This window comes from Acrocarpospora sp. B8E8 (assembly GCF_039871605.1).
Classification (GTDB): Bacteria; Actinomycetota; Actinomycetes; order Streptosporangiales; family Streptosporangiaceae; genus Acrocarpospora; species Acrocarpospora macrocephala.
The window spans coordinates 1-14,991 of sequence record NZ_JBDPLV010000042.1 but is presented as its reverse complement, the minus strand read 5'-3'; the positions used below and the strand labels follow the sequence as shown (position 1 = coordinate 14,991).

General features: G+C 66.9%; 8 protein-coding genes. 7 read left to right on the top strand and 1 reads right to left on the bottom strand.

Annotated elements, in window-relative coordinates; all coding sequences use genetic code 11:
• The first annotated feature begins 299 nt into the window (after positions 1-299).
• The 7 genes from ABGB08_RS33165 (at position 300) to ABGB08_RS33135 (ending at position 14,278) form a co-directional block, all read left to right on the top strand.
• Positions 300-1,715, top strand: coding sequence for an FGGY-family carbohydrate kinase (locus tag ABGB08_RS33165; protein WP_347598395.1), 1,416 nt, complete (start codon positions 300-302; stop codon positions 1,713-1,715).
• Between the two features lie 661 nt (positions 1,716-2,376).
• Complete coding sequence (locus tag ABGB08_RS33160) at positions 2,377-2,739, top strand: IS3 family transposase (RefSeq protein WP_347598587.1); 363 nt, start codon at positions 2,377-2,379, stop codon at positions 2,737-2,739.
• Between the two features lie 137 nt (positions 2,740-2,876).
• Complete coding sequence (locus tag ABGB08_RS33155; RefSeq protein ID WP_347598392.1) at positions 2,877-3,860, top strand: integrase core domain-containing protein; 984 nt, start codon at positions 2,877-2,879, stop codon at positions 3,858-3,860.
• A 261-nt stretch (positions 3,861-4,121) separates the two neighbouring features.
• A complete protein-coding gene (locus ABGB08_RS33150; RefSeq protein WP_347598389.1) occupies positions 4,122-4,295 on the top strand; it encodes a hypothetical protein in 174 nt (57 codons plus the stop codon).
• 304 nt (positions 4,296-4,599) lie between these two features.
• On the top strand, positions 4,600-12,216 hold the full coding sequence (locus ABGB08_RS33145; protein ID WP_347598386.1) for an RHS repeat-associated core domain-containing protein: 7,617 nt from the start codon (positions 4,600-4,602) through the stop codon (positions 12,214-12,216).
• Between the two features lie 11 nt (positions 12,217-12,227).
• Positions 12,228-12,722, top strand: coding sequence for a hypothetical protein (locus ABGB08_RS33140; RefSeq protein WP_347598383.1), 495 nt, complete (start codon positions 12,228-12,230; stop codon positions 12,720-12,722).
• A gap of 491 nt (positions 12,723-13,213) precedes the next feature.
• On the top strand, positions 13,214-14,278 hold the full coding sequence (locus tag ABGB08_RS33135; protein WP_347598380.1) for an integrase core domain-containing protein: 1,065 nt from the start codon (positions 13,214-13,216) through the stop codon (positions 14,276-14,278).
• 105 nt (positions 14,279-14,383) lie between these two features.
• Here ABGB08_RS33135 and ABGB08_RS33130 read toward each other — a convergent pair.
• Positions 14,384-14,991 (bottom strand): TetR/AcrR family transcriptional regulator (locus ABGB08_RS33130; RefSeq protein WP_347598377.1); only part of this gene is annotated, 608 nt, incomplete at its 5' end.

Here is a 14,991-nt window from a genome sequence, read left to right as displayed (position 1 = left end):
CCGGCGTGGTGGCCGTACGTCGACCGAAGACGTGCTGGCTGCCAGGGCAGTTGTTAACGCCGCTGATGATCAGCTTCGGTAACCCGCCGTGGGCTGCGTCATGATCTTGACAACGCATCTGGCGCAGCCGAATATTTCAGCCATTCGACAAATGATTCAAAGCGTTCTAGAGCTTCGCCCTCAGACACGGTCGGCGCCGAGGGCTTCGGATTCAACTGGCTCGCCGTCGACCACCTGGTCCGCGCCCCCGCTGACCAACCGCGCCACCTGACCCGCACCCGACAACCCCCGGAGAACCGGTGCCCCTCGTCGCCGGGGTCGACTCGTCGACCCAGTCGTGCAAAGTCGTCATCCGCGACGCCGAGACCGGGAAGCTGGTGCGCGAAGGTCGCGCACCACACCCCGTCGGCACCGCCGTGCCGCCGGCCGCGTGGGAGGCCGCACTGTCCGACGCAGTCGCACAGGCCGGCGGCCTGGACGACGTAGCGGCTGCCTCGATCGCCGGGCAGATGCAGGGCATGGTGTGCCTGGACGACGGCGGCGAGGTGATCCGGGACGCCGTGCTGTGGAACGACACCCGCTCGGCCGGCGCCGCCGCCGACCTGATCTCCGATCTCGGCGGTGGCGAGGCGGGACAGCGAGCATGGGCGGAGGCGGTCGGCCTGGTACCGGTGGCCAGCTTCACCGTCACCAAGCTGCGCTGGCTGGCCTTGGCGGAGCCGGACAACGCCGCCCGTACAGCCGCGGTGTGTCTGCCGCACGACTGGCTGACCTGGCGACTGTCCGGCGCACCGGGGCTCGATGCGCTGCGCACCGACCGCAGCGAGGCCAGCGGGACCGGATACTGGTCGGCCGCGACCGGTGAGTACTGCCTGGACCTGCTCCGGTTGGCGTTCGGTCGCGACGATGTGCTGCTGCCGCAGGTGCTCGGGCCGACCGGTCAGGCCGGGCACCTGCGCACCGACGCGCCGCTGGGCCCCGGTGCCGGAGACTGCGCCGCGGCGGCGCTGGGTGTCGGTGCCGAGTCGGGCGACGTGATCGTGTCGATTGGCACCTCCGGCATCGTGTCCACCGTTTCCGACGTGCCGGCCGCGGACCCGAGCGGGATCGTGGCCGGGTACGCCGATATGACCGGCCGGTTCCTGCCGCTGGTGTGCACCCTCAACGCCGCCCGGGTGCTGGACGCGGCCGCGACCATGCTGCGAGTGGACCACGCAGGGCTGTCGGCGCTGGCGCTGTCCGCACCGCCGGGCGTCGACGGGCTGGTCCTGGTGCCCTACCTGGAGGGCGAGCGCACACCGAACCGCCCGCACGCCACCGGAGCCGTGCACGGCCTGACCCTGCGGACCTCGACCCCCGCACACCTGGCCCGCGCGGCGGTGGAGGGCATGCTGTGCGCACTCGCCGACGGGCTGGACGCAATGATCGCGCAGGGCATGACGGTCAACCGGGTCATCCTGGTCGGCGGCGGCGCCCGCTCGGAGGCGGTGCGCCGGATCGCTCCTACAGTCTTCGGCCGCCCCGTGCTCGTCCCACCGCTGGGGGAGTACGTCGCCGACGGCGCCGCCCGTCAGGCGGCCTGGGTGTTGTCGGGCGGGCAGCGGCCGCCATCGTGGACGGTCGGGCAGGTTGAGATGCACGAGGCGGACGCCGTGCCGGCGATCCGCGAACGGTACGCCGTGGCCCGCGCGAACGTCCTCGACCGGGCTGGCTGACGGCGCCAGAGCCCAGACCGTTGCGGTCGGGGGCTTTTGTCGTGTCGGGCGCGGTGAGATCCCCGGGCGCTCAATGGTGATGGCCCGCGCCATGAACGGGCCACCACTGCCTTCACCTCCTCGAGCCCCGAGCGCGGCCCAGGACCTGTAAGGGTGTCAACCCCAGTTCGCGCAGTTGCGCGGGCCGCAGCGGCCGCCCGGGGGGCAAACCACCTGGGGCCCACCTGCCCACGCCGCACTACGACGCCTCATCGCAACGGCCCATCGCTGATTGGTCGCCTCTCCACTGAACCCGACCATGCTTGGCATTGCTAGTGCCGAGAATTCATCCGTGCAGGTCGCAGGGGTGATCGTGTTCGTATGGCTCGGGACCGGGGGAGTCGTGGGGAACGTGCCGCCACGGCATGATGATCGACCATGTTGGTGCGCTTGGCCTACCTCGCCGTGACGAACACCTTCTCCTTCATGCGGTTGCTCCCCAGGAGTGATCGGGACAAGGAACTCGAAATCTTGGCGCTGCGGCATCAGGTGAGGGTGTTGCAGCGGCAGGTTGCCAAGCCCGTCTTCACCCCGGAGGACCGGTTGCTGCTGTCCGGCCTGCTGCACCATCTGCCCGTGGACAGGCTCCGGCGGTTGACGTTGCTGGTGCGCCCCGGACACGATCCTGCGCTGGCACCGGGACCTGCTGAAACGTCGCCATGCTGTCCTCTGCGCACCCCGACGGCCAGGACGTCCCCGCACCGTCCGTTCCATCCGCGCGCTGGTGCTGCGGTTGGCCCGAGAGAACAGCTCGTGGGGGTATCGGCGCATTCACGGTGAGCTGGCCGCTCTCGGGATCAAGGTCGCCGCCTCCACCGTGTGGGAAATCCTGAAAGAGCACGGCATCGCCCCTTCGCCTGAACGTGCGCACACCGGGTGGGCCGACTTTCTGCGCGGCCAGGCCGACGCGTTGCCGGCGTGCAATTTCTTCGAGGTCAGCACCCTGAGCGGGTGTAGGTGCCGGAAACTCGGCCACCGGTCGTGACCTGGGTGTCCTGTTCGGCAGGCGGGCGATGTTCGAGTCGAGCAGGATCGAGACTTGTGGCGCTACGACTGCTCTATCTCATCTTCGTTCGTCTTCTCGGCTGGCTTGCGTTGCTGGCGCGTTCGGACGCTTCCAAGGTGGCGGAGATCTTGGTGCTGCGGCATCAGCTGGCGGTGTTGCGTCGGCAGGTCGCACGTCCTCGGCCGTCATGGGCCGATCGGGCGGTGATCTCAGGGCTGACACGGTTGCTGTCCCGGTCCTGTCGGATCGGCTTGTTCGTCACGCCTGGCACGGTGCTTCGCTGGCACGCCGACCTGGTGAAGCGACGCTGGACCTACAAACGCACCCAACCTGGTCGGCCACCGACGCGTCCCACGATCCGCGACTTGGTGTTGCGGATGGCGGCGGAGAACCCTGGGTGGGGTTATCGGAGGATCGCCGGGGAGTTGGCCGGTCTGGGCCGCAGGATCGCGCCGTCGACGGTGTGGGCGATCTTGAAGAAGGCGGGTGTCGATCCGGCACCGCGCAGATCGGGGCCAGCCTGGGGAGAGTTCCTGCGCGCCCAGGCCGAAGGGATTCTCGCCTGTGATTTCTTTCATGTCGAGACGATCACTCTCGCCCGGCTGTACTGCTTCGCGGTCGTTGAGCACGCCACGCGCCGGGTGCATGTCCTGGGTGTCACCTCGAATCCGACCGCCGGCTGGGTCGCCCAGCAGGCGAGAAACCTGTTGATGGACCTGGGGAAGCGGGCCGGGTCGTTCAAGTTTGTGATTCGCGACAGGGACGGCAAGTTCACCGCGCTGTTCGATGAGGTGTTCCGCGCGGAGAGCATCCGGATCGTGCTCACTGCGCCTCAGGCGCCGCGCATGAACGCGATCATGGAACGGTGGGTCGGCAGCGTCCGCCGAGAGATCCTCGACCGGATCCTCATCGTCAACGCCGCGCATCTGTGCAAGGTTCTCACTGAGTACGAGGACCATTTCAACGCCCGTCGGCCACACCGCGCCTTGAACCAGGCCAGCCCCCTGAGAGCGCTATCTGACCCGGTCGACGCGGACATCAAGGTCATTCGACGAGACCGGCTTGGCGGGCTCATCCATGAATACGCCCAGGTCGCATAGGGTGGCCGAATATTCGGCACCGACAGGCTTGATCAACCAGTATGGCAACGCCGCCTGACGCGCCAAGAACGCCCCAGCTCAGGCCAGAATCCTATTTTCGTGCGGGACAGGGTGTGCCAGGCGCACCAACATGGCAGAGCATAATGCCGTGGCCCGTATCCCCTCGCGACTCTCTATCCCCGGAGCATGAGAGCACCGATCATCCCTGCGACTTGCACGGATGAATTATCGGCACCCACACTGCTGGCTGGCACCGGACTCTTGGCGACCCCGGCCGCCGCCGCCTTCATCCACCCGGTACTGGGCGTGATCATCGCCTTCGCTGAGGCCGCGCTGGCGGCGGCGCTGGTGGTCACGGCCCTGTACGGCAGCCCCGTGCACTGCTCGCGTGCCCTCCGCTTGCGGCGCCTGTTCCTTGGCCGCAGCACATCCTGACCTCACGCCGGACCGTCCGCCTCCCGAGCAGTGGCAGGAGCAGCACGGGAGGGAACGATCCGGCACCTATTGAGGCGATCGCTTGCGGCGTATGTCGGAGTGCTCACACCAGGTGATGGGGTCGGTCCCGTAGCAACGGCCGAAAATCCAACTCAGGCCAACTGGTACAAATCACTACAAATCAAGTCTTGTCGATTGATCACCACCGGGTTACTTTCTGAATGGCACCTGTGAGATCAACTGACCGGGGTGGTCAGGCGGGTCTCGCGATCTGTTGACCCGCTCTAACCCCGGGGGATGACTCATGGGTCGGTTTGGCGTGCGCGCTGTCCGGTTTCACAGCCGACTGGCGTTGATCACCGCGTTGACCATCGTGCCCGCACTGGTCCAACTGGTCCCCGCCGCCGGCAGCCCGGCGGTGGCAGCGCCGAAGACCGTCCCAACCCCAGTGCAACTAGACGGTTCGGCGGAGGGTCTGCCTCATCTGGTTGACCTGTCGGTCACCCGGTCGGCCGTCAAGATCGATGGACCCCGTGCGGACACCAAACGCCCAAAGACCGCGTTGCCGATAGAAGGGCGCTTCGACCCGGCGCCGCCCGCCGTGCGGGTTGATCCATCAAAATGGGAGACAGCGGCTCCGGGTGGAGCGTTCGGGGCGCCGCCGCTAGCTCCCTCACGCGGCGTGAAGATGGTCGCGCCGGTCTGGGTGGACGGTGCTCCCGCGGACAAGGCTCTGGTCGGGAGCACCACGCCGACACTGATCGCGTTCGCGACGAGTACCGCGGGCGGGGTCGACTATCAGTTCCTGGTCTGCGACAAACCTCCCGCGCAGGCAACCTGGTGCGGGCAGTCGTCCGTCCTGACCAACGGCGTCTGGAAGGTCCCGGCGGGCAATCTGGCCTGGGACAAAGAGTACTTCTGGCAGGTCACGCTGATCGACCGGGTTTCCACCCAGACGGCGCTGTCGCCGGTCCGGTCCTTCACGACAGGCGTACGGGAGCCCCTCGTCACCTCCAACCTGGCCAACCGCATGACCGAAGGCCAGGAATTCCACCAGCTCGTGGGGAACTACACCACCGCGTTCACCGACGCGACTGTGGCCACGGTGGGGCCGACGTTGTCGCTGACCCGCTCCTACAACAGCCTCGATCCACGTTCCGATGGCATGTTCGGCCCCGGGTGGAGCTCCCGCTGGGACATGAAGGTGGTCTCCGAGAACGGCGGCAACACCCTTCTGATGACGTATCCGGACGGCCGACAGTTCCGGTTCGCGTCCAAGGGCGGGGGAGCCTACGAGGCTCCACCCGGCATGCACGCCGCGCTGGCGACCGTCGCCGGTGGGGGCTGGAAGCTGATGGACAAGACGTCCACCACCTACTTCTTCGATTCGACCGGCAAGCTCACCAAGGTCGCTGACGCGCGTGGCCGCGCGCAGGATCTCACCTACAGCAGTGGCAAGCTGTCGACGGTCACCGGGGTGGGCGGGCGGAAGCTGACCTTCACCTGGACCGGCAACCATGTCACCTCCGTGGCCACCGATCCGGTGTCCGGGTCGCCGCTGACCTGGAACTACACCTACACCGGCGACAACCTGACCCAGGTTTGCGCGCCTGTCGTCGCGCCGAACTGCACGGCGTACACCTATGACAGCGGTTCGCAGTACCGCACGCGGGTGCTGGACTCAGACCCGGTCGGGTACTGGCGGCTGGGTGAGGCGTCGGGGACCTCAGCGGTCGACCTGGGTTCTGGAGGAACCTCGGCCACCTACACGAGTGTGACGCTCGGCCAGGCGGGCGCGCTCGGCGGCAGCACCGACACCGCGATCTCGACCACCACCGGTTCGGTACGGCTCCCGCAGAACACCATCGCCCGATTGTCCACCCAGCTGTCGATCGAGGCGTGGTTCAAGACCACCCAGAACGGCATCGTGGTCTCGGCGGCCAGCGCGGCCACCAGCAACGTTCCCCGGCAGCCGGTCATCTACGTCGGCAACGACGGGAAGTTGCGCGCCCAGTTCCTGGAGCGCCCGGAGACCGGCGGTCCGTCGCCGATCATCCCGATCACCTCCTCCGGCACCGTGAACAACGGCGCCTGGCATCACGCGGTGCTGATCGTGAACGACAGCGTGGAGACCCTCTACCTGGACGGTGTCTCTGTCGGTTCCGGCGTCGGTGTCGGCAAACTTGACCCGTGGCCCGCGTTCGCCTCCGCTGGAAACGGGGTCATGGGCACGTGGGCGAGCTTCTGGCCGTCCGCGCCGACATCATCGACGGCCACGTTCCCATTCAAGGGCCAGTTGGACGAGGTAGCGGTCTTCGACCGCCCGCTCACCGCACAAGAGGTTCAGCGCCACTTCGCGGCAGGTCAGGCGCAGCCGAACAAGCTCAGCAAGATCACGTTACCGTCGGGCCGGGTCTGGGCCACCAACGTGTACGACACGGCCACCGACCGCCTCAAAACGCACACCGACTCGGACGGCGGGGTCTGGCAGATCGGTGTCCCCGCCTACGACAAGGTCACGGGCCTGTCCACGGTCACAGTGACCGATCCGGCGAGCGGCACGCTGAAGTACGTCCACGACGCGTGGCGCAACTACCGCCTGGTCAGCGAAACCGACCAGCTCAACAAGGTCACCAGTTACACCTACGACACGGGCGGTTTCGTCACCAAGAAGATCGACCGCAACGGCAACCCGACCGAGTGGTTCAACGACGCACGCGGCAACGTGATCGGCGTCAAGTACTGCCGGGCAGCCGGGAACTGCCAAACCGAACACCGTTCCTACCATCTCACCGCCGGAAACGAATTCGACCCCCGCAACGACCGACTCACCGTGGTACGGGACGCCCGCTCGGCCAACGCGACGGACAACACCTACGCCACCACCGTCGGCTACACGGCTCAGGGGGAGCTGGCGTCGGTCACCGCCCCGGCCACAGCCGACTTCCCCAGCGGCCGTGCCTTCAGCCAGACCTTCACCGACGGCACCGAGGCAGCGACCGGCGGCGGCACCATGCCCGCCGGACTGGTCGAGGTGGCCAAGGACCCCAAACTCAACCAGACGACCTACGCCTACAACTCCTCGGGCGACCTCGCCGAGCTGACCGAGCCATCCGGACTGGTCACCCGGTTCACGCACGACCCCATCGGCCGGGTCCTATCCCGGACGGTCATCTCCGACGCCCATCCTGCGGGAGTCACCACCACATTCGCGTACAACGGCAGAAGTGCCCTCACCCGGCAGACCGGCCCCGGCCTCCTCAACGAACTCTCGACCGTCTCGCACACCGCCGAAGCCCGGCTCACCTACGACGCCGACGGCAACCGCGCGACCTTCACTCTGGCCGACACCACCGGCGGTGACCCGGATCGCACCACGTCCTACACCTACGACACACACGGGCGACTGGAGACGATCACCGGACCGGAGTCCGCCATAGCGCGCTACACCCACAACACGCGCGGCACCCTGGCCTCCTACACCGACCCCGCCGGTGTCCTCACCACCTATGGCTACACCCCGCGCGCCGAGATCGCGACGATCACGCTGAAGGCATGGACCGGGAATCCGAACGCGCCGACCCCACCGGCCGACGTGGTCACCGCCTCCTACGCCTACGACCCCGACGGCCGTCTCGCCACCTACACCGACGTCATGGGCCGCAAGACCACCTACACCTACTTCACCGACGGCCTGCTCTCCCAGAAGATCGCCACCCAGGCCCGGCTCAACGGCTCGACCACCGGCCGGGACGTCGTCCTGGAGGACAACCTCTACGACGCCGCCACCCACCTCACCCGGCAGACCATCGGCGGCGGCAAGACCCGCACCGACTACGTGATCGACGCCGCCGGACGGCTCGTCTCCGCCACCCTCGACCCGGCCGGACTGGCACGCAAGACCACCTTCTCCCACGACGCCAACACCAACATCACCACCGCAACCCGTACCGCGACCGGGACCACACGCACCGAGAGCATCTCCTTCGAGTACGACTCCGCAAACCATGCGACCAAGTCGACCGTCGAGAACGGTGCCACCGACCTGGTCACCACCTGGACCTACGACGACCGTGGCCTGGTCGAGGAGGTCACCTCGCCGCGCGGTAACGAAGTCGGCGCCACTCGCCTGGACCACACCACCCTGTTCCGCTACGACCCCGCCGGTCAGCTCGTGGAAGTGGAGACACCGCCCGTGGCCGTAGAGCGCGACGGAAACGCGCCGGTCACCGAACGCCCGTCCACCCGGTTCGGGTACAACTCGGGCGGCTGGAAAACCCACGTCAGAGGGCCGGAGGGCAGGACGTCCACAGCGGTGTACGACAATGTCGGCCGCCTGACATCGATCACGGGGACACCGTACACGCCGCCCGGCGGCACCGCGCTCACGCCGTCCATCTCCTACGGATATGACACGGCGGGCCGCCAGACCACGGTCACTGACCCGCGCGGACAGGTCACCAACAAGGTCTACGACGCGCTCGGCCGTCTGGTGCGGATCACCGACCCGCCCGCCACCACCGGCGCTACCCGTGGTAACTGGGACTACACCTACACCCTCAACGGTGAACTCGCCTCGACCACCGACCCCACCGGCGCTCGCCGCGAGGCCACCTACGACGACCTCGGCCGCGCGATCACCTCGACGATCATCGAGCGCAAGCCGTCGAACCTCGTCCTGACCACCAACCTCACCTACGACGACGCGGGAAACCTCTTAACCTCCAAGCGTCCCGTCGGCGACACCACGACCAGGACCGTCAACGCGGCGGGCGAGCTCACCGAACTGATCGAACCGTCGACCGACAAGACGCTGCTTGCCTACGACCTGGCCGGACGCCAGACGAAGATCACCGACCCGCTGGGCAACGCCACCACGGTCGACTACGACCTGGCTGGCCGGCCGACCTCGGTCCAGGATCTTGACGCGGCCAGCCAGGTCCTGAGGACCCGCTCGATGGCCTTCGACGCCAACGGCAAGGTGACCGCGAGCACGAACGCGGAAGGACATACCACCACCAGGGCCTACGACCCGGCTGGCCGGTTGATCGAGTTGGTCGAGCCGATCGAGTCGGGCGACTCGATCACCACAAGCTTCGGCTACGACGCCGCCGGGGCCCGCACCCGCTATACCGACGGGCGCGGCAACCTCACCATCACCACCTACAACACACTCGGTCTGCGCGAATCCCTGATCGAACCGGCCACCATCCAGCATCCCGCGCTGGCCGACCGGACCTGGACCACCTCCTACGACGCCACAGGGCACCCGATCAAGCTGGTGGAACCAGGCGGAGTCCAACTCGACCGCACCTTCGACAACCTGGGCCGAATCACCGCCGAGAACGGCACCGGCGCCGAGTCCGCCGACGTGAGCCGCGCCTACACCTATGACCTCGCCGGTCGCGCCACCGGCGCGGGAAATCTGGCCTTCACCTTCAACGACCGGGGCCGCCTGCTCACCACCACGGCCGGCGGCGTAGGGCAGGCCAGCTTCGGTTACGACGCCAACGGCCGCCTCAACCTGCGCACGGACGCGGCCGGAACGGCCAACTTCACCTGGGATGGCGACAACCGGCTCACCACCGAGAAAGATCCGCTCACCGGCGTAACCATCACCTACGGCTACGACAAGGCTGACCGGGTCACTTCGGCCACGCACGGCGCCGGCGGTCCGGTCCGCACTTACACCTGGGACGCGTTGAACCGCCTGGCCACCGACACCTTGAAGACCGGCGGCGGCACGACGCTTGCCACCATCGGGTACGGCTACGACAACGAAGGCCGTCTCACCTCCAAGACCACCACTGGCACCGCTGGCTCCGGCACCAACGAATATGCCTATGACCAGGCCGGACGCCTCACCTCGTGGACGGCTCCAGGTGGAGCGGTCACCGTCTACGACTGGGACAAGTCCGGCAACCGCATCGGTGCCGGGGTTGACACCTTCACCTACGACCAGCGCAACCGGCTGATCAGCGATGGCAGCACCTCTTACACCTACGCCCCGCGCGGCACCATCGCCACCGCGACCACCGGTGCCACCACCAAGACCCACGCTTTCGACGCCTTCGGCCGAATGACCTCCGACGGCGACGTCACCTACGCCTACGACGCGCTGGACCGCCTGGCTTCGCGCACCCGGCTCGGGGTCACCACCCGCTTCCGGTACGCCGACACCCGAAACGATCTGGCGGCCGTCACCGACGCCGCCGGAACCACGATCGAGAGTTACGGCCGAGGCGCGTTCGGTGACGCCTTGTCCGCCAAGACCGGCGTCTCCGCCGCCCGCTTTCTGATGGCCGACCGGCACGGCGACATCATCGCGAGCTTCAGCACGGGCGCGCTGACCGGCTCCTCCGCGTTCGACCCGTTCGGCACGGTCCTCACTACCTCCGGCGCCCAGTCTCAGCTCGGTTACCAGGGCGAATGGACCGACGCTGACACCGGCGCCACCAACATGCATGCCCGCTGGTACCAGCCCGGCCTGGGCGGCTTCCTCAGCCGCGACACCTGGAACCTCGCCCCGATCCCGTCCGGCGCGGCCAACCGCTACGCCTACGCCAACGGCGACCCGCTCAACCAGATCGACCCGTCAGGCCACCGCCCCGAGCCCCCCGGCAACAGTAGCGAACCTGCCAGCCCTAGCGACCGTTGCCTGCTCTCTCCGAAGGTCCCGCTCACCCTGAGCGAGGCCAAGGCCGCCGCCACACAGAAGTCCACCTCCAAGAAGTCCACCTCCAAGAAGATCCCGGTCCCCAGCGACCCGTGTGAAGTCAAGGACCCCTCAACCATTGGCGGTGGTGGCAACGGAAGCACCGGCAATAATTCCGCCGAGTCCACGCCGAGAAGCGCCCCCGCAGGCGGCGGGACAGGTGGTGGAAACGGCGGTGGGAACGGCAACAAGGGCGGCGGGAACGGCGGTGGGAACGGCAACAAGGGCGGCGGAAAGGGCGGCGGAAAGGGCGGCGGGGGATCCAGCAAGGGCGACGACAAGCCGCCGCCTCCACCGCCTCCGAAGAAGGATCCGTACGCTAACGGCGTTTGCTCCATCATGCCGCAGTCCGAATGCGGTGCGGCCGTAAATGTGGATATCGACCGGGGCGGCAATGACCGAGCGCCCATCATCGACATTCCCGACGACATTCGTCCCGAATGCATCTGGACCACCGATCCCGGAACATTCGCCTGCACCACCAACCCCGAACCCATCGGCCCGATCGAGGAGATCCTTCCCCCGGCCCCACGAGACCAAGGTGAATGGTGTCTCGGCTGTCCTGGCACCCTCCCCGAAATCCCGGAAGAATTGCCGCCGTACGTTATCGGCGGCGGAGGGTTCGGCCCCGGTATCCTGTTCCCCCCGGGAATCGGCGGCCCCGGTGGTTTCGCCAATGGCGACTGCCCCGTCGTCCTGCTCTCGTGCGATGGCACCCGTGTTCACCACGACGACGATGGTGATGGCGTCCCCGACATCGTGGACACGGACGACGACGGGGATGGCGTCCTGGACTTCGTCGAAGACGTGGAGGACGTCGAAGACGTCGAAGACGTCGAGGAAGACGACGGCCTCCACGATCCGAGAATTCCGGAGCAGGTGTTCGAGGAGCACTGGAACAGACACAGGCCCGGCGGAACCTACGATCAGGAGTCACAGAACCCTGACCTCTCGGACGACGAACGGCGATTGCTGGAGAACAACGTCCTCGCCGATAACGTGACCAGGGAGGACTACTTCCGGATGATCCAGGAAACTCTCGATAACGGTGACCCGGTCGAGCGCAGCAGGAACGACGACCGCGATGGACGTTACTGGGTTAACACGTTCGAGGAAGAAGTCGGCCGAAACTACCAACACGGCCTGCAGGTGCCCGTGGACGAGTGGGGGAGAATGAAGAGCGCATTTCCCACACCCGGCCGCTAAGGAGCCCCGACATGATCACCTTCGAGTTCACCCCGTCGGCTTCCGATGACTCATGGACCGACAAATGGAGCCCGCGTAGCAGCGGCAGGAACGTGTCCCCGCAGGAGGTGGACCAGTACGCGTTCCTATTCGACTACTTTCACGTGGAAGTGGACCTGGCCATAGCGCAACTGAGCGTTCAGCGCAGGCGCCTCACCGTCCCGGTGGTCGACCTTATACTGATGTTTGAGCTGATCAGGAAATCATTGATCAGAGAAGGGTTCGTCGAGGCCGCTGCCTCAAGAAATCAGATCATGCTCGTCTGCCGGCTTGTGGGGGAGCACGTGTTGGTCCAGGTCGAGGGTCAGTCCGGGGAAGCTCGGGTATCACTCACGGAGTTTCTCGAATTCCACCGGCTCGCTTCGATTCGGGCCATGTCGATGCTGTATACCGCGCACCAGGAACTGCGCCAGAATCCCTACCTGGCCCATGTGGAGGAGATCCTGGACGTCGTCGGCGTGGCCTGAATCCGCACGCCAATTCAGCTCCATCGGCACGCGCGAAGAAGGTTCTCGCTCTTCCGCGACGTTGACGGCCGTGTGATGTGCCAATACTCGTGCACGATGGTTGACCTGCGGTTAGCGTGACGGCTCATGTGCTTTCGTCTGCTGCATCTGATCTTCGTTCGAGTCGTGAGCTGGATGGTCCTTGTGGCCCGCAGCGGTGCCTCCAAAGAGGTGGAGATCCTTGTGCTGCGGCATGAGGTGGCGGTGCTGCGGCGCCAGGTCGCTGCTCCGCGGCCGGACTGGGCCGACCGGGCGATCCTGGCCGCTCTCACTCGACATCTTCCGCGCTGGCTTCGGGCGCATCGGATCGTGACGTCGGGCATCCTGCTGGCCTGGCATCGTCGGCTGGTCAAGCGGCACTGGACCTTGTCGGGTCCGAAAACTCAGATTCGTGCTGTGACCTGCGATGTTGCCGCACGATCAGGATGGTCCGTCTGGCAGGATCGCGACCCGTGTTCGTCTCGCTGCTCTATCTCTCGCTGGTTCGGCTCGGCCAGTTCTTGCTGCTACGCCTACGTACCGACACCAGTAAGGACGTCGAGATCATCGTCCTGCGCCATCAGCTTGCCGTTCTGCGCCGCCAGACCGGCCCGATGCGCCCCTCGCCGACGGACCGGGCGCTGCTGGCGGTGCTGTCCCGGCTGCTGCCCAGGATCCGGTGGTCGGCGTTCGTCGTGACCCCGGCCACGCTGTTGCGCTGGCACCGCGACATGGTCCGACGAAAGTGGACCTACCCGCAGCGCCGGCCGGGCCGTCCACCGATCTCACCCGAGATCCGCGCGCTCATCCTGCGCCTGGCAGCCGAGAACCCAACATGGGGGCATAGGCGCATTCACGGAGAGCTGATCGGCCTGGGCTACGAACTAGCTCCCAGCACCGTATGGCTCATCTTGAAGAAGGCCGGAATCGACCCGGCGCCACGCCGATCCGGACCGACGTGGAGGCAGTTTCTCACCGCGCAGGCCAAGACCATGCTGGCCTGCGACTTCTTCACCGTCGACACGGTGTTCCTCAAGCGGATCTATGTGCTGTTCGTGATCGAGGTAGCCACCCGTCGGGTACACATCGTTGGTGTCACGGCGCACCCGACCGGGACGTGGATGGCCCAGCAAGCCCGCAACCTGCTCCTGGACGCCGACGACTGGATCGGCCAGATGAGGTTCCTGCTCCGCGACCGGGACAGCAAATTCGTCGCCGACTTCGACGCGGTGTTCGCCTCGATCGGGGTACGAGTCCTGCAGACTCCTCCCCGGGCGCCGGTCGCGAACTGCTATGCCGAACGCTGGGTGGGCACGGTACGCCGCGAGTGCACCGACCGCATGCTGATCTTCAACGAACGTCACCTGCGCGCGGTCCTGGCCGAGTACGTCCGGCACTACAACCGGCACCGGCCGCACTGCTCCCTGCACCAACGACCGCCGGACCCGCGCTCTGAAGCGATCAGCTTCGAGCAGGCACGGGTCACCCGACGCACGGTCCTCGGCGGGCTGATCAACGAATACGCCCAGGTCGCATAGCCAAATCCGGTTATCGAGCCCCACAGGTTGTACGGGGATCCCGCAGTAGCGTGCGATCAGCTGCGTGCGAGTCGCCTTGCGGAGCGGACCGGGGCCTGATTCGGATCAGCGGGTGAGGATGCCGCGGATCGTCTGTTCGGTGAGCTGGTGGCGGAAGGCGGCGTCGGTGGCATCGGCTCCGGCCATCGACCGGCCGAGGACCGCCAGGAGAAGGCCGCCGAGCACGGTGTTGGCCGCGTCGGTGATGTCCTCGACGGCGAAGGCGCCGGTTTTGCGGCCCTCGGCGAGCAGATCACGTAGCGGGCCGGCGATCCAAGTGTCATTGGCCGCGAGGACCTCGCTCATGCGTCCACTGGCTCCCAGGGCGCCGAGCAGGCCGGCGCATGTTCCGGGGTGCTGGCCGAGGTACTCGGCCAGCGCGGAGACCATGGCCCGTAGCCGCGGCTCGGGCGGGTCGCCGGGCATCGTCACGGCCTGCACCGCCTCGGCACCGCGTCTGGCGTGTGCGGTGAGCAGGAAGGTCAGCAGGTCTTCGCGGCCGGAGAAGTAGTAGTACAGCGTTGCACGCGATGCACCCACCAGCTGCGCGACGTCCTCCAGTCGGGGCGGCGGGTCGGTGTGCAGCACGTGTTCGCTGACATCGAGCAGGCGTTGGGCCAGATCCGCGGGCGGGTTCTTCACGCCGAGAAAGCCTATCGTCTTGAGTTCCGACC

Coding starts and splice junctions, on each gene's coding strand:
- ABGB08_RS33145 (WP_347598386.1), top strand. CDS start 4,600: ATGGGTCGGTTTGGCGTGCGCGCTGTCCGGTTTCACAGCCGACTGGCG.
- ABGB08_RS33140 (WP_347598383.1), top strand. CDS start 12,228: ATGATCACCTTCGAGTTCACCCCGTCGGCTTCCGATGACTCATGGACC.